Origin of the sequence: Acinetobacter uliginosus (assembly GCF_044130295.1) — a bacterium.
GTDB lineage: Bacteria > Pseudomonadota > Gammaproteobacteria > Pseudomonadales > Moraxellaceae > Acinetobacter.
Genome location: NZ_JBIQOC010000023.1, coordinates 1 through 24,482, shown reverse-complemented (window position 1 = coordinate 24,482; position 24,482 = coordinate 1). Strand labels below are relative to the sequence as shown.

20 protein-coding genes and 1 riboswitch are annotated in these 24,482 nt (G+C 45.0%); of the genes, 14 read left to right on the top strand and 6 right to left on the bottom strand.

Going from position 1 to position 24,482, the window contains the following annotated elements; genetic code table 11:
* Nucleotides 1–2: 2 nt before the first annotated feature.
* The 10 genes from mmsB to ACE01T_RS06495 all read left to right on the top strand — a co-directional run bounded on the left by mmsB (nucleotide 3) and on the right by ACE01T_RS06495 (nucleotide 13,409).
* Nucleotides 3–893, top strand: coding sequence for a 3-hydroxyisobutyrate dehydrogenase (mmsB, locus tag ACE01T_RS06540; protein WP_180043781.1), 891 nt, complete (start codon nucleotides 3–5; stop codon nucleotides 891–893).
* 85 nt (nucleotides 894–978) lie between these two features.
* The gene (locus ACE01T_RS06535; RefSeq protein WP_086194872.1) at nucleotides 979–2,628 is read left to right on the top strand and encodes an AMP-binding protein; all 1,650 of its coding nucleotides are present in this window, start codon (nucleotides 979–981) and stop codon (nucleotides 2,626–2,628) included.
* A 60-nt stretch (nucleotides 2,629–2,688) separates the two neighbouring features.
* Complete coding sequence (locus ACE01T_RS06530) at nucleotides 2,689–3,816, top strand: acyl-CoA dehydrogenase family protein (protein WP_086194871.1); 1,128 nt, start codon at nucleotides 2,689–2,691, stop codon at nucleotides 3,814–3,816.
* A gap of 22 nt (nucleotides 3,817–3,838) precedes the next feature.
* Nucleotides 3,839–4,612 carry an enoyl-CoA hydratase gene (locus ACE01T_RS06525; protein WP_300047098.1) on the top strand — a complete coding sequence of 258 codons (774 nt, stop codon included), beginning with the start codon at nucleotides 3,839–3,841 and terminating at the stop codon, nucleotides 4,610–4,612.
* Between the two features lie 23 nt (nucleotides 4,613–4,635).
* Entirely contained in the window at nucleotides 4,636–5,703 is a 1,068-nt protein-coding gene (locus tag ACE01T_RS06520; RefSeq protein ID WP_395518977.1) for an enoyl-CoA hydratase/isomerase family protein, read from the top strand.
* Nucleotides 5,704–5,771: 68 nt separating this feature from the next.
* On the top strand, nucleotides 5,772–7,124 hold the full coding sequence (locus tag ACE01T_RS06515; RefSeq protein WP_395518976.1) for an MFS transporter: 1,353 nt from the start codon (nucleotides 5,772–5,774) through the stop codon (nucleotides 7,122–7,124).
* 760 nt (nucleotides 7,125–7,884) lie between these two features.
* Nucleotides 7,885–8,014, top strand: a riboswitch (guanidine-I (ykkC/yxkD leader).
* Between the two features lie 30 nt (nucleotides 8,015–8,044).
* Nucleotides 8,045–8,776: an urea amidolyase associated protein UAAP1 gene (locus ACE01T_RS06510; RefSeq protein WP_086194867.1), complete on the top strand. Its 732-nt coding sequence runs from the start codon at nucleotides 8,045–8,047 to the stop codon at nucleotides 8,774–8,776.
* Nucleotides 8,777–8,790: 14 nt separating this feature from the next.
* Nucleotides 8,791–9,453 (top strand): urea amidolyase associated protein UAAP2, encoded by a 663-nt coding sequence (locus tag ACE01T_RS06505; RefSeq protein ID WP_086194866.1) that lies wholly within the window; start codon nucleotides 8,791–8,793, stop codon nucleotides 9,451–9,453.
* A gap of 3 nt (nucleotides 9,454–9,456) precedes the next feature.
* Entirely contained in the window at nucleotides 9,457–13,062 is a 3,606-nt protein-coding gene (gene uca / locus ACE01T_RS06500) for an urea carboxylase (protein WP_395518975.1), read from the top strand.
* A 104-nt stretch (nucleotides 13,063–13,166) separates the two neighbouring features.
* Entirely contained in the window at nucleotides 13,167–13,409 is a 243-nt protein-coding gene (locus ACE01T_RS06495; RefSeq protein WP_395518974.1) for a hypothetical protein, read from the top strand.
* A gap of 10 nt (nucleotides 13,410–13,419) precedes the next feature.
* Here ACE01T_RS06495 and ACE01T_RS06490 read toward each other — a convergent pair whose 3' ends face one another.
* On the bottom strand, nucleotides 13,420–15,342 hold the full coding sequence (locus ACE01T_RS06490; RefSeq protein ID WP_395518973.1) for an AAA family ATPase: 1,923 nt from the start codon (nucleotides 15,340–15,342) through the stop codon (nucleotides 13,420–13,422).
* Between the two features lie 734 nt (nucleotides 15,343–16,076).
* Between ACE01T_RS06490 and ACE01T_RS06485 the strand changes: the two genes are divergently transcribed.
* Genes ACE01T_RS06485 through ACE01T_RS06470 form a run of 4 tightly spaced genes read left to right on the top strand, consistent with a single transcriptional unit; the run spans nucleotide 16,077 to nucleotide 19,471 of the window.
* The gene (locus tag ACE01T_RS06485) at nucleotides 16,077–16,202 is read left to right on the top strand and encodes a hypothetical protein (RefSeq protein WP_395518972.1); all 126 of its coding nucleotides are present in this window, start codon (nucleotides 16,077–16,079) and stop codon (nucleotides 16,200–16,202) included.
* Entirely contained in the window at nucleotides 16,195–16,647 is a 453-nt protein-coding gene (locus ACE01T_RS06480; protein WP_395518971.1) for a CopG family ribbon-helix-helix protein, read from the top strand. Before ACE01T_RS06485 ends, ACE01T_RS06480 begins: the two co-directional genes overlap by 8 nt.
* Nucleotides 16,644–18,452: an allophanate hydrolase gene (gene atzF / locus ACE01T_RS06475; protein WP_395518970.1), complete on the top strand. Its 1,809-nt coding sequence runs from the start codon at nucleotides 16,644–16,646 to the stop codon at nucleotides 18,450–18,452. Before ACE01T_RS06480 ends, atzF begins: the two co-directional genes overlap by 4 nt.
* The gene (locus ACE01T_RS06470; RefSeq protein WP_180043759.1) at nucleotides 18,449–19,471 is read left to right on the top strand and encodes an ABC transporter substrate-binding protein; all 1,023 of its coding nucleotides are present in this window, start codon (nucleotides 18,449–18,451) and stop codon (nucleotides 19,469–19,471) included. The genes atzF and ACE01T_RS06470 overlap by 4 nt, the downstream gene beginning before the upstream one ends.
* 79 nt (nucleotides 19,472–19,550) lie before the next feature.
* On the opposite strand, the gene ACE01T_RS06465 is transcribed toward ACE01T_RS06470, so the two are convergent.
* The 5 genes from ACE01T_RS06465 to ACE01T_RS06445 all read right to left on the bottom strand — a co-directional run bounded on the left by ACE01T_RS06465 (nucleotide 19,551) and on the right by ACE01T_RS06445 (nucleotide 23,677).
* Nucleotides 19,551–19,880, bottom strand: a complete 330-nt coding sequence (locus ACE01T_RS06465) for a DMT family transporter (protein ID WP_180043757.1) — start codon at nucleotides 19,878–19,880, stop codon at nucleotides 19,551–19,553.
* An 8-nt stretch (nucleotides 19,881–19,888) separates the two neighbouring features.
* Nucleotides 19,889–20,770 (bottom strand): hypothetical protein, encoded by an 882-nt coding sequence (locus tag ACE01T_RS06460; RefSeq protein WP_180043755.1) that lies wholly within the window; start codon nucleotides 20,768–20,770, stop codon nucleotides 19,889–19,891.
* On the bottom strand, nucleotides 20,767–21,774 hold the full coding sequence (locus ACE01T_RS06455) for an isopenicillin N synthase family dioxygenase (protein ID WP_180043753.1): 1,008 nt from the start codon (nucleotides 21,772–21,774) through the stop codon (nucleotides 20,767–20,769). Before ACE01T_RS06455 ends, ACE01T_RS06460 begins: the two co-directional genes overlap by 4 nt.
* A gap of 77 nt (nucleotides 21,775–21,851) precedes the next feature.
* Nucleotides 21,852–22,733, bottom strand: coding sequence for an ABC transporter ATP-binding protein (locus ACE01T_RS06450; protein WP_180043751.1), 882 nt, complete (start codon nucleotides 22,731–22,733; stop codon nucleotides 21,852–21,854).
* On the bottom strand, nucleotides 22,733–23,677 hold the full coding sequence (locus ACE01T_RS06445; RefSeq protein WP_395518969.1) for an ABC transporter permease: 945 nt from the start codon (nucleotides 23,675–23,677) through the stop codon (nucleotides 22,733–22,735). Before ACE01T_RS06445 ends, ACE01T_RS06450 begins: the two co-directional genes overlap by 1 nt.
* Nucleotides 23,678–24,482 lie beyond the last annotated feature (805 nt).

The window sequence follows — 24,482 nt, the reverse complement described above, 5'->3', positions numbered from 1 at the left end:
GCATGAAGATTGCATTTATCGGTTTAGGCAATATGGGCGGCTCGATGGCACAGAACCTGCTCAAGTCGGGACATCAGGTTTTTGGTTATGACTTAAGCGAAACAGCACTACAGCATTTCGCGCAAGCCGGTGGCATCATCTGTGACAGCCCGCAAGCTGCTGCCAAGCAGGCAGAGGTCGTGGTCAGCATGTTGCCCGCCGCCAAGCATGTCCGTGAAGTTTATTTAGGCGAACACGGTATTCTGGAGGTGCTTCAGGCGGGCAGCCTGTGTATCGATAGCAGCACCATTGACCCGCAAACCATTCAGGAGATTGCCGCAGTAGCGCAGGCCAAACAGGTTCGCGTCTGTGATGCACCGGTATCCGGGGGGACTTTGGGCGCCAAAGACGGTACATTGACCTTTATGGTCGGTGCAGATGCTGCCACCTTTGAAGCCGCCAAACCAGTCCTCAGCTGTATGGGCAAAAATCTGGTGCATTGTGGTGCTGTGGGTACAGGACAGGTGGCGAAAATCTGTAATAACCTGATTCTGGGCATTTCCATGACTGCGGTTGCAGAAGGAATGGCGCTTGGGGCCAAATTAGGCATTGATCCGCAGGCGCTGGCTGGGGTAATCAACAGTTCCACCGGACGTTGCTGGAGTTCTGAAATCTATAATCCCTGGCCGGATATCTGTGCCAATGCACCATCATCACGGGGTTATACCGACGGTTTTGCCGCACAACTGATGCTGAAAGATCTGGGTCTGGCGGTCGATGCGGCACAACAGGCCGAGCAGCCGGTGGTTCTGGGCAGCATGGTACAAAAACTCTATCAACAGCTGTGTCAGGACGGTCATGCCCATCTGGATTTTTCCAGCATCATGCATCAATACACTACAACACCTGCTTAAAAACTTAATGATTCAATGGAGCAAGGATTCGCTTCATCAACAATACCTTGTCAGTAATAACGATAAATTCAGGCTGAGGTTGAACATGTTAGATTATCAAAAAACGGTTGAAAATTTTGATTTAGATGCGGTGGCAAAGCAGTATTTGTCCGGTTCGATGCAGGCGGTAAACGCCTGTTATGAATGTTGTGACCGGCATGCCGATTCCGATGCGATTGCCTTGTACTGGTATGGCAAAGATGGCCGCAAAGAAAAATACAGCTTTCGTGAACTGAAGAAATATTCCAGCCAGTTTGCCAACTTCTTAAAGTCACAGGGGATTGGCAAAGGTGACCGCGTTTCCGGCTTGTTGCCGCGCACCCCGGAGCTGATCATTACCATTTTGGCGACCTGGCGCATTGGCGCAGTCTATCAGCCTTTATTTACTGCCTTTGGCCCTAAAGCCATTGAGCATCGTATTCAGCTGGCACAAAGCAAGCTGGTAGTCACAGACCTGGCCAATCGGGAGAAATTATCCGAGATTAGCCACTGCCCCCCGATTGTGACGGTACAGGCTGAACTGCAGGCAGAAGCCTATCCGCAGGATCTCAGCTTCTGGAGGGTGCTGAACCGGCAAGCGGAAAACTGTGAACTGGAAATGCTTGGTATCGATGAGCCATTTTTACTGATGTTTACCTCGGGCACGACTGGACCAGCCAAACCGTTAAAGGTTCCGCTAAAAGCGCTGATTGCTTTTGCCGGCTATATGCACAATGCCATCGGTCTCACCAAGGATGACACCTTCTGGAATATTGCCGATCCGGGCTGGGCCTATGGTTTGTACTATGCGATTACCGGGCCTTTACTGCTCGGACACTCGACCCTGTTTTATGAAGGCGGTTTTAATGCTGAAAGTGTCTGCGATATTGTCAAGGAATATGGCATCACCAATCTGGCTGGTGCACCGACCGCTTACCGCATGATGATGGCAGCGGACCCTGCCCAGATGGCCCAGCTGCGCGGCAAGTTGCGCGTCGTGAGTAGTGCCGGGGAACCGTTAAATCCGGAAGTGATCCGCTGGTTTAAAGAAGTGCTGGATGTGCCGATTTATGATCATTATGGCCAGACTGAAGTCGGGATGGTGGTGTGTAACCATCATGCGCTGGAACATCCGGTGCGTTCAGGTTCGGCAGGCTTTGCCAGCCCGGGTTACCGGATTGCCGTCGTGGATGAACAGGGCCATGAATTGGCAGCTGACGTTCCGGGTATTCTGGCGGTGGATATCAGCCAGTCCCCAATGATGTGGTTCTCGGGCTATGAAGAAAGCCGTAAATCGCCTTTTGTCGGTGATTACTACTTAACTGGTGATACTGCGGAAATTCATGCCGATGGCAGTATGAGTTTTGTCGGGCGCAGTGATGATGTCATTACCACCTCAGGCTATCGCGTCGGTCCGTTTGATGTCGAGAGTGCCTTGCTGGAGCATGACGCGGTGATCGAAGCGGCGGTGATTGGTGTACCTGACCCAGAGCGGACCGAAATCATTAAAGCCTTCGTGATTCTGGCCAGCCATTCTCCTGCAACTGCCGAGCTGCAACAGGAACTGGGTCAGTTTGTGAAAAAGCGTTTATCTGCCCATGCCTATCCGCGCCTGATCGAGTTTGTCACTGAACTGCCGAAAACCCCGAGTGGCAAGATTCAACGTTTCTTATTACGTAATCAGGAAATTAACAAGCAACAAGCGAAGACTGCATAAACCAGCCAAATTCAGCAGATTGAATAAAAGATCGAATTAAAGAGATTGAAGGAAGAATCAATGCAATTTACGGAAGAACAACAACTGATTCAGGACATGGCCAAGAGCTTTGCCCAGGAACAGATTAAACCACATGCCGGCGAGTGGGATCAAAAAGGCATCTTTCCCAAAGATGCATTGGCTCAAATGGGCGAATTGGGTTTCCTCGGCATGCTGATTCCCGAGGAATGGGGCGGTTCCGGCACAGGCACACTGGCTTATGTGTTGGCGTTGGAAGAAATTGCCGCAGCTGATGGTGCCACCTCTGCGATTATGAGCGTGCACAACTCGGTCGGTTGTGTACCGATTCTCAAGTTCGGGACAGAGCAGCAAAAGCAGCAATTTTTAAAACCTTTGGCCCAAGGCGAAATGATTGGTGCCTTTGCCCTGACCGAACCACATACCGGTTCGGATGCTGCTGCCATTAAAACCCGTGCGGCCAAAGACGGCGAGCACTACATCATCAATGGCGCCAAACAGTTTATTACCTCCGGGAACAACGCCGGGATGATTATTGTCTTTGCCGTGACCGATCCATCTGCGGGAAAAAAAGGCATGAGTGCCTTTTTAGTGCCACGCGATACCCCAGGCTATGAAGTGATCCGGGTGGAAGAGAAACTGGGCCTGCACGCTTCGGATACCTGTCAGATTGCCTTAACCGATGTGCGCATTCATGAAAGTTTAAGACTCGGTGCAGAAGGTGAAGGCCTGAAAATCGCCCTCGCCAATTTGGAAGGTGGACGGATTGGCATTGCCGCACAAGCCGTCGGACTGGCGCGTGCTGCTTTAGAAGAAGCCAGCAAATATGCGCATGACCGCGTGGCCTTTGGCAAACCGATTTTTGAGCAGCAGGCGATTGCATTCAGGCTGGCCAGCATGGCCACCGAAATTGAAGCGGCACGGCAACTGGTTCATTTTGCTGCACGTAAAAAGGAAGCCGGCGAAAGTTGTTTAACTGAAGCCTCCATGGCCAAGTTATTTGCTTCGGAAATGGCAGAACGTGTCTGCTCCAAGGCGCTACAAATTTTTGGTGGTTATGGTTATCTGAAAGATTTTCCAATCGAACGCATCTATCGTGATGCGCGGATTTGTCAGATCTATGAAGGCACCAGCGATATTCAGCGTCTGGTGATTGCACGCGGTTTATAAGGAATTAAAAAGGATTTTTATCATGCAATGGCAAACGATTTTACTCGAACAACGTAACGGCGTCGGACTGATTACCTTAAACCGCCCGCAAGCTTTAAATGCACTGAATAACCAGCTGATTGTTGAAGTCAATCAGGCCTTGGATCAGCTGGAAAAAGACCCGGCCATCGGCTGTATCGTGATTACCGGTTCGGAAAAAGCCTTTGCTGCCGGTGCCGATATTAAGGAAATGGCCGATTTAACTTTTCCGCAAATTTATCTGGACGATTTTTTCAGTCTGGCCGACCGGATTGCGCAGCGTCGTAAGCCATTGATCGCAGCTGTAAGTGGCTATGCCTTGGGTGGCGGGTGTGAATTAGCTTTAATGTGTGACTTTATTTATTGTGCTGATAATGCAAAATTTGGTCTGCCTGAAGTCACCTTAGGCGTGTTGCCCGGCATTGGCGGGACCCAGCGTTTAACACTGGCTATTGGCAAGGCCAAAGCCATGGAAATGTGCCTGACTGCACGGCAAATGGGAGCGCAGGAAGCCGAGCAAAGTGGTCTGGTGGCACGGGTATTTGCCAAGGAAGAACTGCTGCAACAAACCCTGCAAGCGGCGGAAAAAATTGCCGAGAAATCCTTGCCGGCAGTGATGATGATTAAAGAGTCGATTAACCGGGCCTTTGAAGTCAGTCTGGCCGAAGGTCTGCGTTTTGAACGCCGGGTTTTCCATTCCATTTTTGCCGGTGCTGACCAAAAAGAAGGCATGCAGGCCTTTGTAGAAAAACGCCCAGCCCAATTTACCCATCAATAAAAATCATAATAGGAACAAAAATAATGAGTGATGATAACAACTTAGACATTCGGGTCGCAGGAGGTCTGGGCATCATTAGCCTGGACCGTAGTAGCCATTTAAATGCCTTGACCCTGCCGATGATTCAGGGTATTCAGGCACAACTAGATCAGTGGCGCCATGACCCGCAGGTACAAGCCGTGCTGATCAATTCCAACAGTCCGAAAGCTTTCTGTGCCGGAGGCGATATCCGCTATCTGTATGACAGCTATCAGGCTGGAAATACCCGATATCAGGATTTTTTCGCTACTGAATATGCCATGCTGAGCACGCTGCGTCATTTCCCCAAACCTGTGATCGCGATGATGGATGGCTATGTCTTGGGTGGTGGCTTTGGACTGGCGCAGGCGTGTCATATTAAGGTCACTAGTGAAAAATCACGTTTTGCCATGCCAGAAACTGCGATTGGCTTTTTCCCGGATGTCGGTGCCACCCATTTTCTGTCCCGACTGGATGAAGTCGGTGTCTATATGGCATTGACTGGTGAACAGATCAGCAGCAGTGATGCGCTGTATCTGGATCTGGTTGATTATCATGTCCCGAGTGAGCATTTTGCTGAGTTAGAAGCGGCATTGAGCGCTGCGCCTATTTTAAACCCGGTGGAAATCCCCAAAATCATCAGTACATTTATCACCCATCCGCAAGAAAGCGAATTACAAAAACGGATAGCGTCTATTCACAAGCATTTTGCCTATCAGAACCTGGATGAGATTGAACACAGTCTGGCCCATGCAAGCGATGCCACAGAGCAGGAGTGGGCGGATAAAATGCTGGCCCTCTTGCAGCAACGTCCGCTGATGGCAAAACAAGTCAGTCTGAAATTACAGCAGACCGGTCAGAACCTGTCGCTGGAAAAATGTATGCAGTTAGAACGGGATTTGCAGGATATCTGGTTAGAGCAGGGCGATTTTATCGAGGGTGTAAGGGCACTAATCATTGATAAAGACAAAAATCCGCAGTGGCAAACAGACAATGCAGAATTTGAAAAAACGCTCGAAAAATGCTGGCCAGTCTGGACCAAGCAGCATATAGATTCGCTTTGTTATAAATAATCGGAGTTTATTTTAAATAACAAAGTGGGTCACGGATGACACAGCTTAAAAATATAAGAGGGATAGATATGAAACCCGGACAAGAATTACATGCTCAAGCTAAAAAGCCTTCACACCGTTTGGCGGGTATATCGAGTATGGTGGGCACCACCATTGAATGGTACGATTTTTTTATTTACGGTGCTGCGGCCGCATTAATTTTTAATAAACTCTTCTTTCCTAATCTAGATCCATTGATGGGGGTCATGGCTGCATTTGCGACTTACGCCGTTGGCTTTATTGGTCGGCCTCTGGGAGGCATTGTGTTTGGTCATTTTGGAGACAAAATTGGCCGTAAAGCCATGTTATTGACTACGCTGATTATGATGGGTATTCCCACCGTTCTCATCGGTTTATTGCCGACCTATGAAAGTATTGGTTATTGGGCGACCGTGTGTCTGGTTATCCTGCGCTTTATTCAGGGTATGGCCATGGGAGGAGAATGGGGCGGTGCTGTTTTAATGGCAGTTGAACATGCACCTGAAGGAGGCAAGGGATTTTGGGGCAGCTTACCTCAGGCCAGTGCGGGTGGTGGACTGATGCTCGCATCCATTGCTCTAGGGTTGGTGTCTATGTTGCCAGAAGCCAGTCTATTCAGTTGGGGGTGGCGAATTCCATTCCTTGCCAGTATTGTCCTACTGGGCGTTGGCTGGTATATACGGGTCAAAGTGCCAGAATCCCCCGATTTTGAAAAAGTTAAAGACCAGGTGCAAGAGATTAAAGTACCGGCTTTGCAAGTGTTTAAAAATCATCCTAGAGAGCTTTTAACCATTATTTTTGCTCGTGCCGCTGAGAATGCATGGTTCTATATTGCTTCCACCTTTGCCCTCGCCTATACCACCACAAAACTGGGAATTCCCCGTCAAGACATTCTATTTGCCACGATTTGTGGAGGTGGCTTGATTATGATTATGACGCCTTTATTTGGACATCTCTCAGATAAGGTGGGTCAAAGAAATATGTTTATGTTTGGTCTGGTGGTCCTTACACTTTATTGTTATCCATTTTTTAGTATGTTGGATACAAAAGACCCACTCTTGGTCTGGACTGCAATCGTATTGGCCATTGGTGTGGTTTTCCCGCTCATGTATGCACCACAGTCCCAGTTGTTTGCTCGACAATTCCCGACCGAAATTAGATATAGTGGTATTTCAATTTCTGTGCAGTTTGCCGGAGTCATTGGCGGAGGTTTAGCTCCCTTAATTGCAACTAAGCTTTTAAGTGTGGGTGGGGGGAGTCCTCATTTGATTATTAGCTATATTATAGGCATGGCTATATTTGCGATTTTCTGTACATGTTTTATGAAGCGTGACAAGTTCAGTATTCCCCACTCCAAAGTGATGGTAAAAAATGCAACAGAAACCGATTTATCCAGCCTTTAATATGAATCAAATTGAAGTTATTCAATAATGTAGCAATGAAATGGATATTTCTTTCGGTTTTGGAAATAATTTTTCCAAGACTGAAAGAATAACGATACGGATGATTTCCATCAGTCTCGTACAAGAAACACATAATTTTCAATGGTTTAAATAACAGCGCTGGAAGCAAAGAGATCAAGCCTTTATGCTTGTTGATAAAGGGTAGAGCAGGCTTTCGGCCAATTAGGGATAAGATGCCTAAGCCCATTCAAAGCCAGTAAAACAATCCATTAACCTTCTTGCATAAGCAGATTAATTGAGAAATGGGCGAATATCGCATTCGACTTGAGTATGTAAATGCTAAATTAAACATTTTCAGAATTTTTGCTACACTTTACCGTAATCGATGTAAATGTATGGGTTTAGGTCTGAATTTGATTGCTGCAATTTACAGCACGGAAATGATTAAAAGAGATTTTTTCAATAGATCTAATAGAGAATCTCGAAATAAATGATTTAACCTATGCTTCATCGTAGAGCATCTATTTATCATCTGCTCGAAGTCAAGACAGCAATCCCGAGTCATCGTCATCGTTTTTGGACCTTGAATATGTTTAACTTTGCTAAGGTTATGCAAATTTTATCTCATTAATAGAACAACAGCTTTTATTGCCAAGTTCTATGTCAACAACAATTCTAGAATATAAAGACTGATGTCAGTATTACAAATACAAAAAATCGTAATACTAAACTGGCACGTCATTTGCATTTATCTATCCATCATAAAGTGATCTAGGGTTCCGGCAGTTATTTGGGCAGTTATTTGCAAAAATACTGTGTCTGAGACCGAGAGTTCACGGCTTAGTTTTGATAAAAACAGAGCTACACGGAGGGATAAAAGCCCGGGAGGTTGGAACAAAAACCTTAGAGAGGTCAAGCAAATGGGCGACTATCATAACAATCAGACTTTATGGACTGAAATCCTGCCAGGCGGGCATCACTGGTCGGGCCGCATTCAAAAAGGCGCAATTCTACAATTCAAGGCACTTGGTGCCAATGCCAACGTTTCCCTGTTCTGTGTTAATGCTGAAGATAAGCTGGAACGCTACAACATGCCCGACAGTCTAAAAGGGCAGCATACCGCATTTTTAAGCACCGGCCATGTGCTGTATTCAGATCTCGGCCGGGTCATGGCATCGATTGTCAAAGATGAGCATGGCTGGAATGATGTTTTATGTGCTCCAAGCACCAAAGTACAAATTGAAAAACAGTTTGGAAACAAAACCTTTCAAGATGCACGCAATGACATGTACCGCAATGGTCGTGACAGCTTGCTGTTAGAGATGACCAAATTTGGCTTATCGACTCAAGATTTAAGCGCTACGGTCAATCTGTTTTCTAAAGTTGTGCCAAATGATGCTGGTGAGCTGTCTTATGTGGCATCGGACCATACCAATCAGCTCATTGAACTGCGTTTTGAAATGGACTGTCTGCTGTTCCTGTCTGCAGCACCCCATGCCTTAGATAACAGTGCTGAGTATCAACCTGCCGATATTCAATTGTCACTGTTCAAAGCCAATACTTTAGCCGAGACCGATATTTGCCGTGATTCATGCCCGCAAAATCAGCGTGCTTTCCAAAACAATAATCGTTACTACGCACTCAGCATTTAATTGGGGGAATCATCATGACTGCATTAGCTAATTTAGGAAATGGTTTAGAAAAATCAGTATTAAGTGAAGTCTGTCCTGCCGGTGAAGCGTGGATGGGTGAAGTCAAGAAAGGACAGTATTTCCGTATTGTTGACCTGGAGGGCAATCAGGCGGTGGATACCTTATTTATTTCAGCAAAAAATCCTGAAGAGCGTTACAGCGCAACCGATACGCTTGCGATCAATAAACAGATTTATCTAGAAAAAGGCACCACGCTTTATACCAACTTTGGCCATGCGATTGCGAAAATTCAGGATGATAACTGCGGCCGCCACGATACTTTAGGCGGTGCATGTTCATGTGAAAGTAACAGCGTGCGTTATGCGCATGACAAATTTCCAATGCACAGCTGCCGTAACAATTTCATGATGGCGTTGTCTCAGCATCCGATTGCCAAAAAGCATGGCCTGAATGTGCGTCATATTGGTCCAAACATTAATTTCTTTATGAATGTGCCGGTGACAGCAGATGGTCATTTGAAATTTGATGATGGCATTTCAGCACCCGGTAAATTTGTCGAGATTCAAGCAGAAATGGATTTGATCGTACTGATCTCAAATTGCCCGCAACTGAATAATCCCTGCAATGCCTATAACCCAACCAGAATTCAACTGATCATCCGTGAAGGTGAGGAGTAAGCCATGTTCAATAAAGTCCTCATTGCTAACCGTGGCGCGATTGCCTGCCGCGTGATCCGTACTTTAAAGAAATTGGGTATCCAGTCGGTTGCGGTGTATTCAGAAGCCGACCGTGATTCATTGCATGTCACACTGGCCGATGAAGCGGTGTATATCGGTGAAGCAGCGGCCAGTCAAAGCTATTTAAATGTTGAGAAAATTCTAGAAGTTGCCAAACAGACCGGTGCGCAGGCCATTCACCCGGGTTACGGTTTCCTGTCTGAAAATGCAGACTTCTGCGACTTGTGTGAATCACAAGGCATTGCCTTTATCGGTCCAAACTCCACACAAATGCGTAAATTTGGCCTGAAACACACCGCACGTGAACTGGCGATTCAGGCCAAGGTGCCATTACTGCCGGGCAGTCAGTTATTGGCAGATGAAGCTGAAGCGCTGACTGAGGCTGCACGTATTGGCTATCCGGTGATGCTAAAAAGTACCGCAGGTGGTGGCGGCATCGGCATGCGTCTGGTCTGGAATGAGACTGAACTGAAAGATGCTTATGCAACGGTGTCTTACTTAGCTCAAGCCAATTTTAAAGATGCAGGTTTATACCTAGAGAAATTTGTACAAAACGCCCGTCATATCGAAGTGCAGATTTTTGGTGATGGCAACGGACAGGTCCTTGCACTGGGGGAGCGTGATTGTTCAGTACAGCGTCGTAACCAGAAGGTGATTGAAGAAACCCCGGCACCGCATATCAATGATGAGCAACGTGCTTATATCCAGAATGTTGCGATCCAGCTGATGCAATCAGTGAATTACCGTTCGGCCGGTACGGTTGAATTCGTGATGGATACCGATACGCAGGAATTTTACTTTCTGGAAGTGAATACCCGTCTGCAAGTCGAGCACGGCGTGACCGAGCAGGTCTTTGGCGTAGATCTGGTGGAATGGATGGTAACTCTGGCCAGCGGCGACTGGACAGCACCAAGTGAAAAACTTGAAGCCAAAGGTCATTCTATTCAGGTGCGTCTGTATGCCGAAGACCCGATCAAGAACTTCCAGCCCAGTGCAGGTTTATTGACCCATGTTGAGTTTGATGCTCATGTCCGCAATGAAACATGGGTAGAAACCGGTTCAACCGTATCCTCATTCTATGACCCAATGATTGCCAAAATCATTGTCACCGCAGACGACCGTGAATCTGCGATTCAGGCGATGACCAAAACGCTGGCAAAAACGCAGGTTGCGGGGATTGAAACCAATCTGGAATATCTGCAAAACATCATCGACTGTGAGGTGTTTAAAGCCGGTACCCAAACTACACGTTTTTTAAATACCTTTGTATGGAAAACCCAAAAAATTGAAGTGCTGCAAGCCGGTATTCAGACTGCTGTGCAGGATGTCACTGGTCGTCTCGGTTACTGGGATGTCGGTGTACCGCCATCCGGTGCGATTGATCCATTGTCACTCAATGTCGCCAACCAGTTACTCGGTAATGCAGCTAATACCGCAGGGCTGGAATGTACCCTGCAAGGCCCGACACTGAAATTCCACTGTGATAGCCAGATCGTACTGGCCGGGGGTAATATGCCCTCTACGCTTGATGGTGTAGAGGTACCGATGTGGCAAACGGTGAATGTAGGTAAAGGCCAGATTTTAAAATGTGGCAAAATCGCTACAGGTTGCCGTACCTATATCGGCATCAAGGGCGGTCTGAATGTCCCGAAATATCTGGGTTCACAAGCGACCTTTACCTTGGGCCAGTTTGGTGGTCATGCCGGGCGTAACCTGTTAATTGGCGATATGCTGCCAATCACGGCATTTACATCTAATGAAGTAAAAGCTCTTGCACCTGAACAAGTTCCGACTTTTAGTCAGGAATGGGAAATTGCGGTGATGTACGGCCCACATGGGGCGCCGGATTTCTTTACCAAAAATGACATTGATACCTTCTTTGCCAACAGCTTTGAAATTCACTTTAACTCCAGCCGTACCGGGATTCGTCTGATTGGTCCCAAACCGGAATGGGCACGTGAGGACGGTGGTGAAGCCGGTCTGCATCCTTCTAATATTCATGACAATGCCTATGCCGTTGGCGCGATTGACTTCACCGGGGATATGCCGATTATTTTGGGTCCAGATGGACCAAGCCTGGGGGGCTTTGTCTGTCCAGCCGTAGTGATTAATTCAGAACTGTGGAAACTCGGTCAGCTGAAAGCCGGCGATAAAGTCAAGTTTGTCCCTGTCAGCTACCACCAAGCAAAACTTTTAAATGAAAAATATCATGCACAATTAGAAGCTTCTGATACCCAAGCTATGGCATTTGATGAATCGTTCTACCCTGAAATTAGTACGCTGAAAAATGCCGTGCTGGATACTTTAAAAGGTCAGAATGGATTGCCGGATGTGGTGTATCGTCCTGCCGGCAATAACTATATGCTGGTGGAATATGGCGAGCTGGTGCTGGACCTGAACCTGCGTTTCCGTATCCATGCCTTGATGCAATGGGTACAGAAACAGAATATTGCTGGCATTATTGACCTGACACCGGGCATTCGTTCGCTGCAAATCCATTTTGATTCAATCAAACTGGATCAAACAGATTTACTGCGTTTACTGCAAGTGGCTGAAGCTGAACTGCCGGATGTGACAGCAATGCAAGTACCATCGCGTACCGTGTATCTGCCACTGGCCTGGGAAGATTCACAAACCCAACTGGCAACTGAACGTTATATGCAAACCGTGCGTCCAGATGCGCCGTGGTGTCCGGACAATATCGAATTCATTCGCCGCATCAATGGTTTAAAAGACAAACAGGCAGTCAAAGATGTGGTCTATAACGCAAGTTACTTGGTGATGGGTCTGGGCGATGTTTACCTCGGTGCGCCTGTAGCAACACCGCTTGATCCGCGTCAGCGTCTGGTCACCACCAAATATAACCCGGCACGTACCTGGACACCTGAAAATGCCGTCGGGATTGGCGGTGCCTATATGTGCGTGTACGGTATGGAAGGTCCGGGGGGATATCAGTTTGTTGGTCGTACTACGCAAATGTGGTCACGCTACCGTAAAAATGCCGACTTTGAACAAGGTAAACCGTGGTTACTACGTTTCTTTGACCAAATTAAATTCTATGAAGTGTCTGAAGCGGAACTCATGCAAATGCGTGAAGACTTTAAAGCGGGTCGTTTAAAACTGCGTATTGAAGAAGGGGTATTGAACTTAAAAGAATACAACGACTTCTTAACGGAACATCAGGAATCGATTTCAGCATTTAAAGAAGTGCAACAAGCGAACTTTGATGCAGAACGTCGTCGCTGGCATGCAGCAGGTCTTGCAGAATATGTGTCTGAAAGCCTGGACGCTGTTGATGATGGTGAAGGCGTTGAAATTCCTGATGGTGGCTGCGCCGTAGAGTCGCATATGCCGGGTTCAATCTGGAAAATTGAATGTCAGTCGGGGGATATTGTGGAAGAAGGTGCAACCTTAGCCGTCATTGAAGCGATGAAGATCGAGATTCCAATTCTTGCCCCTGAGCGTATGCGTGTCGATGCCATTACCATTGAAAAAGGGCAAACCGTGAAAACGGGGCAGGTATTGTTTACCTTGGCACCTGTGGCTTGATGAGAGAGAAATAAAAAGACCGTCCGTAAGGGCGGTTTTTTAATTGAATTTAAAACATAATTTTGATATATATTTATCAAAGAATATTTAGGCAAGCGTTGAGCTTGGGTGACGTTCCGTTAATAGGGCTGATCACACTGTTTGTATGGTTGGGCATTATGCTCAGTAATGAATTAGGCGACAAAAAGTTTAACTTGTTAAATCAATCAACACAGTCACTGGAGGTATCTATGAAGGAAGCTATCAATCTAAATCGCAACAACACGTTCAAACAGGCAAGCATGTTTGAGAATCTACAAATGATTATCGTTGGTGTAATCAGCTCCCAATTTGGGGCGTTTGCCTAAGTATTCTTGATCATGTATTACATTTTTCAATATGTTTATAAATCCGCTCACATAATTGTTTAGCTTTCAGTGTAAGTTCCCAATCAGGATTTTCATCGAAATCTTTGATAATTTCACGGCAAAAATCTAATTTGTATTTAATCGTACCAACGCCTGTACCATCAGCAAATGCAGTTTTATCAGTTGAGATTCTAGAGTTTCGAATTTGATCATCTAATAGTTTACCTATTCCATAATCTTTATGATCAAAATAATCAAATGTGCTTATTTCATCTAGTTTTTCTATGCTAAATCCTTGAGTAGTTTTACTTTTCATATTGATAAATTTCTTTTTAGCTACTCTAACAATAGAATCTTTGGGTAGGGTGTTTTCTGTTTCCTTACACTCTAAAATCAGATAATTATCTGTCTTTAACTCTTTTCTTAAAATCTGAACACGATCAGCTTTACCTTGAATATCGCCATCAGCTATTAGCAACATTTCACTTGCGACAGCTTTAGCGCTTAAGCCTTTATCTTCCAATTGATCAGCATAATTATCACTAAAGCACCAATGTACTAAATTACTTCCTGCATACTCTACAAACGTGTAGTGATAATTCGGCATAAACCTACGGTACTGTTTATAAAGCTTCTCATTAGAATTTTCTAATTCAGCTAAATATTTTTCCATATATTTAGTGATATATAGCCTATCTGTAATGCCTTCGACCCAAATCGTACAGTTAGCTAAATAAACAGAAGATGGGCGTACACCTAATGAAGCAAGTAAATCACGGTCTCGGTCACAACGATAAATTTTAAACTCAAATTCTTTGGGATTATCAGATTTCGCTTGCTTCACAAACTTCTGAATCATGACTTGATCAGATTCATCCGCCATATCTAATAAGTGATTTGAATGGGTAGTAAAGAAGTAATAGTGGTTAGTTTCATTTAAATAAAAATTCATCAGTTGACGTACCATACCTGCATGCATGTGAAGTTCTGGTTCTTCTATAAAGAATGCATGGATTTCTGAATTTCCATCTTTATCTTTACTTTTGATATATGCTTCATAAGTCAAAATAATAGCTTGCTGTAAACCATCACCTAATTGCGAAATAGGGAATTGTTTATCATTTCCTATTTTGATATTTACAACATCTTGATCATGCTTAGGAATAAGTGAGATAGATTCATTATCAAAAAAGTACTGACTTAATTTTTCTTCATAAATTTTAATTAAAGCGCGGTCTTCAGGTTCACCTAAGAGATGAGTTTTAAGTTCATGGTATAAGGATTCTCCTGTAATAATATTTGATAAATTAAATTTTCTATTATCTAAATATTGTCCATTAGTTTCGATGCTCATAAAGTAATCTTTATGAGTACGTTCATAATAAGCTTGTTTGTTTTGTTCCAAGCTAACAGGACGCATACCACGTAAAATTGGTATATAAAATTTATTATGAAAAAAATACTTTTTATAAAATTTTTCTAATTTTGAATCGTAATCATTAAAAATAGGCAAAAATGTATTTTCAGTATTAACTACATGAAAATTTCTAATTTCTACAAATTTTTTATCTAAGTTTTTCTTATAAATAATTATTGAGGAGTTTTCTTGTGAATTAAGCAAATCATCTATTAAACTTAAAAATTTTTTATTTAAATCACCCCCGTAGCTATTTCCAAATGCGACATTATTAGGATGCACATTTTGTACTGCAATTTTTAATTTTTCTAGAAAGGCTGTAGGGAAAACGAAATTAACCTCATCGAATTTTAGTGGTGTTATAAAAAGTGATCTTAAAAGCCTACTTTTCCCTGCATTATTTTTCCCAATAAAAAAATTAAGTCTTTTTATCTCAATAATCTGATTATCTTCAATTAAGTTATCGGAATTATAATCATCAATATCTTCTGCCCAATAGTATAATTTTTCAGTCATGAAATTCTTCTAAGCGATCTATAATTATGCTTATGATTTTATAGAAAAATAATTTTATTTAGAATATGAAAAATCATTTATTGTTAAAGAAAAACTGCCTTTCAACGGCTTATGATGAAAGTTTATCTTTATTATTCTTACAATTTAACCAACTCAACCCGACGATTCTTCGCTTTACTATCTTTATTTGCATTAGCTGTAATAGATAGAGCATCCTCAAAACCTTTAGCCCTTAAATGGCTACTTTCAATACCAGCGTTGACCAACATGTGAAGATTCAACTTTCTAAATATGTACCGCAACCTTCAATCGATATCATTTTGGTGCAAATCTGATCAATCTTGGCGCATAAACATTTTATCAATATTTTTAAGCACTTTTTATTTTAATAAATAACTGTTTTTACATAATTTTATTTATAAGAACTAAGCTGGCATGCTTTCTGCTTTTATTTATATGACAGATAAACAGAGGAGAGCTATTCACTTGATCACTCAACCATACTCATCGGTCAACCCATCATGTATAAAAAAAATAACTGTACATGAATAATAAAAGCAATCGAACCGGTGAAATTATCAATAACCCCCCTGATTTAAAACAGGCCCCAGCTCAGCGTACTGGGGCTTTTTTTTAGCCGTTTTTATTTTATCCCGTCGCTACAATTGGCACGCTTTCTGCATTTTAGCAAGTAATACGAAATTCCAGTTTTGTAATACCTGTAGGAGATGCACATGAATCATCCAGACTCGAATAAAAAGCTGCATCCATGGCTGAAACTTTTAGTTGAGCTTTTAAGCGTACGTGCCGGACTGCATTTACAGCAATCCGCACAGCACAAGGAATACCGCCGTGGCTAAACAAAAATTGGCACGGATTAGTATCACCCTGCCAGAAAGCACGCTTCAGGCACTCGATCAAAAGATTGTCGAGCAACATTATGAAAGCCGTTCTCAGGCTATTCTCGACATGATTAACCGGTATTTGATTGATGATCTGGTGGCACACGATGAAGTGATGGTCGGCACATTGACTTTGGTCTATGACGTCAGCCTCAAGCCGCTACGTTCCCAGCTGGTGGACCTGCAACAGCAATATCTGGAACAGGTGATCAGCTCGCTACATATCCAGCTGGATGATGAAAAAGTCCTGCAAGTGATGCTGATGCAGGGCGTGAGCAGTGACCTGAAAGAAATTGGTGAACAATTTATTGCATTGAAAGGGGTGCTCAAAGGGCATCTGGAACTGATGGATGCCGTGATGCCTCCCATTCCTCAAAATACCAATAAAGGAGTATTGTCATGAACACTTTATGGACCATTCAGGACTGGCAGAATGCTTACCAACAGCAGCAGATCCAGTTACAGGACCTGATCTCCTATGTTGCATCGTTTAACAACGACGATCATGCCTGGATTTCCATTGCCTTAAGTGAACAACTACAAGCCCAAATTGATACTTTAAAGGGTAAATCCACAGCAGACCTGCCACTGTACGGTATTCCATTTGCGGTGAAAGATAATATTGATGTTGCCGGTTTTTATACCACGGCGGCCTGTAAAGAAGCTGCTTATCTAGCCAGCCAGGATGCAACAGTGGTTGCCAAGTTGAAAGCGGCTGGTGCGATTGTGGTGGGTAAAACCAATCTGGACCAGTTCGCGACGGGTCTGGTCGGTGTACGTTCTCCATACGGTGCAGTGAAAAATAGCTTTCATCCAGACTATATCAGTGGCGGTTCAAGTTCGGGTTCATCTGTGGCGGTTGCCAATGGTCAGGTGCCTTTCAGTTTAGGCACAGATACCGCAGGTTCGGGCCGTGTGCCAGCCGGACATAACAATATTGTAGGGCTTAAACCGACCAAGGGCTGGTTCTCAACTTCGGGGCTGATTCCGGCTTGCCGTACCATTGATGTGATTTCAATTTTTGCCTTGACGGTGGATGATGCCTGGCAAGTAGCCCAGATCATGCAAGGTTATGATACATCTGATGAATATTCACGCCAGCATCCAGCCAATGTACCCACCCAGTTTTCTAAAGGCAAAATTGCCATTCCGGCACAACTAGAATTCTATGGCGATGCGGAATCGGAAAAAGCCTTTAAACTGGCGATCGCTCGTGCCAAACAGCTGGGCTATGCGGTCGAAGCGATTGATTTCAGCATCTTCAATCAGCTAGCTTCAGCTTTATATAACAAAGCTTGGGTCGCAGAGCGTTGCAGCGCCGTAGAGAAAATAGTCTCGCGTGAGGTGCCCCATCCGGTGATTCACCAGATCATCAGTCAGGCGGACAACTTCAACGCTGTCGATATGATGCAGGCGGAATATGAACGTGCCCAGCTGGCGCGCCAAATCAATCTGGCATTGGCGGACTTTGATGCCTTGATGGTGCCTACCGCACCGACCATTTACAAGATTGCCGATGTGGAAGCAGATCCACTGGTTAAAAATAGCCACATGGGTGCCTATACCAATTTCGTCAATTTTGCTGATCTGTCAGCCTTGGCACTGCCAAATAGCATTCGTGTTGATGGCCTGCCAAGCGGTGTGACCTTTATTGCTCCTGCCTGGATGGATCAGGCCTTGGCCAACTTTGCTCAACGCTGGCAGCAAGCGACAGCTTTAATGCTGGGGACTTCGCAGAAAACTTATATACCAAGCACCCAGATTCAATCTCAGCATTCGGTCAAACTCGCAGTCGTAGGTGCACACCTGACGGGTATGCCGTTGAACTTCCAGCTGACCACACGTGGCGGAACCTTGCTGCAAACCACCCAGACCGCAGCAAGCTATAAATTGTATGCCTTGAAAAATACCACACCGCCTAAACCGGGCCTGCAGTACAGCAGTACAGGTCAGAAGATTGCAGTCGAAGTCTGGGATATTCCATTTGCCAACTTTGGTCAGATTGTTGCAGAAGTGCCGGCACCGCTCGGTATTGGCAATGTTCAGCTGGCAGATGGTCGTTGGGTCAAAGGCTTTATCTGTGAAGGCTATGCGCTGGAAGATGCCACTGACATCAGCCATTTCGGTGGCTGGCGTGACTTTATTCAATCAAAACAACCTTCAAACACGCGTTTTAAATGTAATTGCATAGGGGAAATCGCACCATGATGAAAAAACTAAGTTTAGCCGCATCAATCTGTGGCGCCATTTTATTGAGTGGCTGTGACAATACGGCTAAAGTGCCAGAATCAGATGCCAAGGCAGGCGCTAGTGCCCAAACCCAGCCGATCCGTATTGGTTATAGTGACTGGCCGGGCTTTGTGGCATGGCAAGTGGCCATTGAAAAAGGCTGGTTAAAAGAAGCTGGCGTAAATGCCGATTTTAAATGGTTTGACTATTCGGCTTCATTGTCTGCTTTTGCTGCAAACCAGCTGGATGCGGTGATGGTCACCAACGGAGATAATCTGGTGACCGGTTCCGGTGGTACCAAAGGCGTAATGATCATGGCAACCGACTATTCGGCGGGAAATGACGTCATTATCGCTAAACCGGGGATTAATACGATTCAGGAACTGAAAGGCAAAACAGTGGCGACTGAAAAAGGTCTGGTCGATCACCTGCTGCTGTCGACTGCACTGGATGATGCCAAAATCAAGCTGAACGAGGTCAAGCTGGTCAATACCATGACCAATGAACTGCCTCAGGTCTTTAATACTCCAGATATTGATGCGATTGCCGTATGGCAGCCGGTCGCCAATCAGGCTTTATCTGCCGTTGCCGGTTCAAAGATTATTTTTAGCTCTAAAGATAAAGCCGGCCTGATCTACGATACCCTGACGGTGAATCCAGCACATCTGCAAGCCAACCAGGAACAATGGAAAAAGCTGATCCAGGTTTGGGATAAAACGGTAAAATATATTAATGATCCGGCGACTCGTGAAGATGCGGCCCGGATTATGGCCAAACGGGTCGGGGTCGATGCCAAAGCCTATATGCAGTTTATCGAGGGGACGCATCTATTGGACTTAGAGGCGAACAAGAAAGTCTTTACCAAAGGCAATGGCTTCGATTCGATCTATGGTTCCAGCTACCATGTCAATAAATTCAATGTGACCAATGGCATCTACAGCACTGAAATGAATGTCGATGCTGTCATTGTGCCGACATTGGTACAAGAGCTGAAATAAAGCCAGATCTAGTGCATAAAAAAATCCCCAGTCTGATCAGACTGGGGATTTTTTTATGGTCAGATAAACATCAAAAAAATTAAAGTTCAGTGCTTTTAGAAAACACATTGATAAAAATAATACCCATGATCATCAATGCCAGTCCGATCAGCGCCGGAAGATCTAGGTGCTGTTTAAACACCAGTAGGCCAACCGTTGAAATCAGGATAATGCCGGCACCGGACCAGATCGCATAGGCAATGCCCATCGGAATGGTTTTCATGGTCAGTGACAGAAAGAATAGCGCAACGGCATATCCAAGAATGGTGGCCAGAGATGGCCAGAGCACACTAAAGCCATTGGAGGCTTTCAGGGCAGAAGTCGCAATCACTTCTGCAATGATGGCAATCGACAGATATAAAAAAGCCATATTCCTCCCTAGAGCACGCGTGCTGCATGATGCATCAGGTGATCCTGTTCTGACTTCAGCCAGTGTTCCGCTTCTGCAGTTGTCGCAGTGCTGTGCTGAAACTCGTAGTCAGGCATATACATATCTACCGCAAAAATCAGGTCGATTTCATGACCATCCAAAATTACATGCTGAACCAGACGGGTTTTATCAAGAATCTCAAAGTTGTCGAGATTAAAAGCGTTACCGGCTTCACTGGCGCAGGTGCTGTACGTTTTAGTTTGACCATCCGTGCCGATCGAGACTTCAAAACTTTCAATTAAAGCAAAAACAGTTGGATCAACCGCTTTTAAATCCATTTGAGCAACTGTGCTTTGTACATCTGGCAAACGGGTCAGGGCATAGGCCATATGATTGCCACAGATAATCAGGCCGCCATCCATTTCCAGCTTTTGTCCTAACTGGACATCAAGTGCTGATTGAAGTCGCAGGCCTAAAAACACACCGCATTGTACCTGCTGGCGCCAGTCTTCGACATAAACGTTGCTGGGAGAGAATTCCAGAATGCAGTTGCCAATCGCATGCAGCTTTGCCGGCTCAGGCCATTGCACATGGTTCTGGTAATTGGCGTAGTCAGCGACCTCCCAGGACAACAGCTGCTTGGATTCATCCCATAAGGTATTGCCAATCCAGCCCTGACGGTCTGCGATGGGTGTGCCATTCTGACTTTTCAGGCGCAGATCAATGGTAAAGCTGCGCGACTGAAACCAGTACACAATGGTATTTTCATCGGTCAGGCCATTAAAGAAGCTGATACTTTTGCGCCGGAAAGCACCATATAAAAAGTTCGGAATAACTTCAGGCTGACGGGTTGTCGGTGTTAAAGTTGTCAGTGCTTCAAGTAAGTTCATGATGTTGCCTCCGGCTGTTCTTCAAGGCCAAAGGAGGACAGCGGGACCGCATTTTTCAGTACCAGTTCGCCGGAAGCGATACGTTGTTTTAAATAATGAAACGTTTGTGCAGTCTGGTTAAACAGATGTTCGCCACCAATCAGTGCAGCATATTTGCAATCTTCAGTTTGAATGACCGGTTCAATCACGGTGTCATAATTGCAGGCACAAAACAGCGGGAAGGAGTAACGTTCTTCCGAAACCTTTTTCACCCGATGTTTGGTCGCCAGGTATTGACCATTGGACAGAATTTCCATCATGTCACCGATATTCATCACCAGGGTATTTTCAATCAATGGAATATCGATCCACTCACCGGCTTTATTCAGTACCTGCAAACCGGGTGCAGTGGGTAGCAGCAAGGTAAAGCATTCATAGTCGGTGTGTGCACCAATCCCTTCAGCATCTGTGACTTCGGGATTATAGGGATAATGAATTAGGCGTAACTGGCTTGGGGCATCGGTAATTTTACGCGCAAAAAAGTCTTCTTCGATGCCCAGTGCCAGGGCAAAAGCAGCAAAAATCTGCTGGCTGATCTCACGCAGATGGCTGTAATACTGACTGACCACTGCCCTGAAATTGGGGTCTTCCGGCCATAAGGTTGGGCCGAGCAATGGGCAGCCTGTTTCAGGTCCCTGATAGTCATAATTGACATCATAGGCTTCTTTTAGATCATAGCTATGTCCAGCAAACTGTTCTTCGCCAATCGGCACATAACCACTATGGTTACTGGATTGACCAATATAGTGCTGCATCTTGCTGTCCAGATCCTGTGAAAAATAGGATTGGGCAATTTCAATCAAGGCTTTGGCATAGTCAAAATTAAATTGGCGACCTTGCAGATAGAGAAAGCCAACCTCTTTGCAGGCCTGATCCAGAGCATGAGCGACTTCAAGACGGTCGGCCAGATGTGGACTTTGCAGTTTGGAGATATCAATAAGCGGAAGTACATATGGGTCTTGCATGGCAATCACCTTAATTGTTGGTCGTCCAACACAGCGATTAAAACCTTTGGGTCGTCCCAAAGGTGCTTTTAACCTGATTATTTGCTGGTGCTCACTTTGGTCAGACGCGGAATCTCCGGCAGATCCGCCAGTGCTGGATCTAGTTCATCTTCCTGGGCATGCACCATGTGATCGACATGCTCACGCAGCTGTTTAAATTCCGGCGTCAGCATCAGATCGGGATGACGTGGACGTGGCAGATTCACTTCAATAATTTCTTTAATTTCACCCGGATTGGCTTTCAAGGCCACAATGCGGTCGGCCAGCAAAATCGCTTCATCCATATCGTGGGTCACGAAAATAATGGTGATATCGATGTTCTGCCACAGGTCCAGCAGGTGACGCTGCATTTTCTGGCGCGTATGCGGATCCAGCGCACCAAAAGGTTCATCCATCAGCAAGACTTTGGGTTCATTGACCAGCGCACGGGCAATCGCGACACGCTGTTTCATCCCGCCAGACAGCTGATGCGGATACTGGTCCTGATATTTTTCCAGACCAATGATATTGATCCATTCACGTGCCTGCGCTTCGGCTGAGGCATTACTTTGGCCTTTCATTTTTGGGCCAAACATGACATTTTCTTTGACGGTTTTCCATGGGAACAGGGTATAGCCCTGAAACACCATGCCACGTTCCGGACTCGGACCGGTAATCGGCTGGCCATCGACCAGAATCTCACCACTGCTATACGGGTCTAGTCCTGCTACTACACGGCTAAACGTAGACTTTCCACAACCAGAAGGACCAATCACACAGATAAACTCACGCTTATGAATTTTGAGATCCAGGGCATTTAAAACCGTACGTTCAGTTTTGCCATGACTGAATTTTTGCGTCAGCTGTTTCGCTTCCAGAATCACCGGACGGCTATAAATCTTGTTAAAGTATTCGCGGGTATTAAATTCAGGGTTTTGCATTAATTTGCTCCCGGTTTCCATTTAAATAGGCGTTGTCCCAGTTTCATTAACATCACATCGCAAAGCAGACCAATCACCCCAATGATCAGGATCGCGGCAAAGACATTGTCAAAATTCTGGTAACGGGCTTGCTGGGTAATAAACCAGGTAATCCCCGAGGTACTGCCGATCAGTTCAGCCACGATCAGATAGGTCCATGCCCAGCCGAGCAGGACACGCAGATTGCGGTAAATTTCAGGAAGGGCCGCTGGAATGACCACATAAAACAAGCTTTTCATTTTATTGGTGCCTAAGGTAAAACCGGCTTCAATCAGGCTACGGTCCACCAGACGTGTGGTATTGGCAATAATCAGGATTTGCTGGAACAGGGTGCCAATGACAATGATGGCAATTTTCGGTGCATCATTGATCCCTAAAATAGCAACCGCAAGTGCACCAAAGGCCGGGGCAGGCAGGTAGCGGAAAAATTCAACAAAAGGCTCGGTCAGCTGGGAAATTTTGTGAGAGAAACCACATAAAATACCGAGTGGAATCCCGATCAGCGAAGAAATAAAGAAAGCACTAAAGACCAGTTTGATACTGTGCCACAGGCTTTCATGGAACCAGGGTGTATTGGCCTGTGCAGGTTCAGTGGTGAATGCCGTGACCAGGGCAATCGCCACTTCATGTGGGGCGGGCAGATAGATCGGATTCACCAGAATCCCTTGCGGTGGAGCCAGACCTTGATCTAGCGCAGACTGGGCGGCAGAGAAAAAGACGTCTTTATCAATGCGACTACCGACCTGTAAATAGTTCACGCTGCCTGAATCGGCAATCTGGACTTGTGGATGCCAGATAAAGGGTAAATAGCTGACTGCACACCAAATCAAGACCGGTATTAAAAAAGACCCCAAGCCAAACAGCAGTTTTTTTCTTTGACTGAGTTCACGTGCAACGTAACCCATAGTGTTGCCCCTCAATATTACAATTTTTATAAAACGTAATACTGATTAAGCAAAATAGGTGCCAAAATTATTGTTTTCATTCAATGGACTGCTGGAAATAGCCTAAGCTGAAAGAAACTGATGTTTAAATTACGCATAATGCCACCTTTTACATAGGACAAAGGCTTTAGAAGCGGGGACGTTGTGCAGGCCATCATCTGGTGTGTTTAGCCCCTGGTTAAAAAACGTGGAAACTAAAATCAGGTGGCTTAGATAGATGGGGAAGGAGCTAGCCTCAACCATGACCTGGTTTAATGGGTGGCGAGTACCAGAGAGCAAGTATTGAAAGCTTTTAAACGTGCAGTTAAAAAATAATGTAAAAACTAAAAAATGGAAGAATTTCTACAATTTGATCAGACATATAGCGATAGTTAGCTCATCATTTCGCTACTTTTGGTATGTAAACAGATTACAGTAAATAAATTAGAAATTGACATTCTGCTTAACCTCAAGGCGCAGCTATCTACGCATCTTTCTCGATCCTTAAAATATGTTGCTATTTTCTCTAACTCATCCACTGAATATTCTGAAGCTGGCTGAAGGGTACCAGTGTACTGAATAAGCCAAACGACCCATCTGAGTGGGAGCTTGCAGTTATCACCACCCGAGATATTGCGCCTTTAAAATATTTGTATAATCCTGCCATAGCCAGATAAAAACTCAGGGTTTGTAACTACTAATTGAAATCTACTTATTTCTATACTATTATATACAACATGAGTAAATATGTAAGCATTAGCGTTGCAGCTAAAACATTAGGTGTTTC

What these genes read in the sequence shown, in the direction of transcription:
- ACE01T_RS06485 (WP_395518972.1), top strand. Translation starts at nt 16,077, where the DNA reads ATGAATCATCCAGACTCGAATAAAAAGCTGCATCCATGGCTGAAACTT.
- ACE01T_RS06530 (WP_086194871.1), top strand. Translation starts at nt 2,689, where the DNA reads ATGCAATTTACGGAAGAACAACAACTGATTCAGGACATGGCCAAGAGC.
- ACE01T_RS06460 (WP_180043755.1), bottom strand. Translation starts at nt 20,770, where the DNA reads ATGAACTTACTTGAAGCACTGACAACTTTAACACCGACAACCCGTCAG.
- ACE01T_RS06525 (WP_300047098.1), top strand. Translation starts at nt 3,839, where the DNA reads ATGCAATGGCAAACGATTTTACTCGAACAACGTAACGGCGTCGGACTG.
- ACE01T_RS06470 (WP_180043759.1), top strand. Translation starts at nt 18,449, where the DNA reads ATGATGAAAAAACTAAGTTTAGCCGCATCAATCTGTGGCGCCATTTTA.
- ACE01T_RS06455 (WP_180043753.1), bottom strand. Translation starts at nt 21,774, where the DNA reads ATGCAAGACCCATATGTACTTCCGCTTATTGATATCTCCAAACTGCAA.
- ACE01T_RS06515 (WP_395518976.1), top strand. Translation starts at nt 5,772, where the DNA reads ATGAAACCCGGACAAGAATTACATGCTCAAGCTAAAAAGCCTTCACAC.
- ACE01T_RS06465 (WP_180043757.1), bottom strand. Translation starts at nt 19,880, where the DNA reads ATGGCTTTTTTATATCTGTCGATTGCCATCATTGCAGAAGTGATTGCG.
- ACE01T_RS06445 (WP_395518969.1), bottom strand. Translation starts at nt 23,677, where the DNA reads ATGGGTTACGTTGCACGTGAACTCAGTCAAAGAAAAAAACTGCTGTTT.
- ACE01T_RS06520 (WP_395518977.1), top strand. Translation starts at nt 4,636, where the DNA reads ATGAGTGATGATAACAACTTAGACATTCGGGTCGCAGGAGGTCTGGGC.
- ACE01T_RS06510 (WP_086194867.1), top strand. Translation starts at nt 8,045, where the DNA reads ATGGGCGACTATCATAACAATCAGACTTTATGGACTGAAATCCTGCCA.
- ACE01T_RS06535 (WP_086194872.1), top strand. Translation starts at nt 979, where the DNA reads ATGTTAGATTATCAAAAAACGGTTGAAAATTTTGATTTAGATGCGGTG.
- ACE01T_RS06450 (WP_180043751.1), bottom strand. Translation starts at nt 22,733, where the DNA reads ATGCAAAACCCTGAATTTAATACCCGCGAATACTTTAACAAGATTTAT.
- uca (WP_395518975.1), top strand. Translation starts at nt 9,457, where the DNA reads ATGTTCAATAAAGTCCTCATTGCTAACCGTGGCGCGATTGCCTGCCGC.
- ACE01T_RS06505 (WP_086194866.1), top strand. Translation starts at nt 8,791, where the DNA reads ATGACTGCATTAGCTAATTTAGGAAATGGTTTAGAAAAATCAGTATTA.
- ACE01T_RS06490 (WP_395518973.1), bottom strand. Translation starts at nt 15,342, where the DNA reads ATGACTGAAAAATTATACTATTGGGCAGAAGATATTGATGATTATAAT.
- mmsB (WP_180043781.1), top strand. Translation starts at nt 3, where the DNA reads ATGAAGATTGCATTTATCGGTTTAGGCAATATGGGCGGCTCGATGGCA.
- atzF (WP_395518970.1), top strand. Translation starts at nt 16,644, where the DNA reads ATGAACACTTTATGGACCATTCAGGACTGGCAGAATGCTTACCAACAG.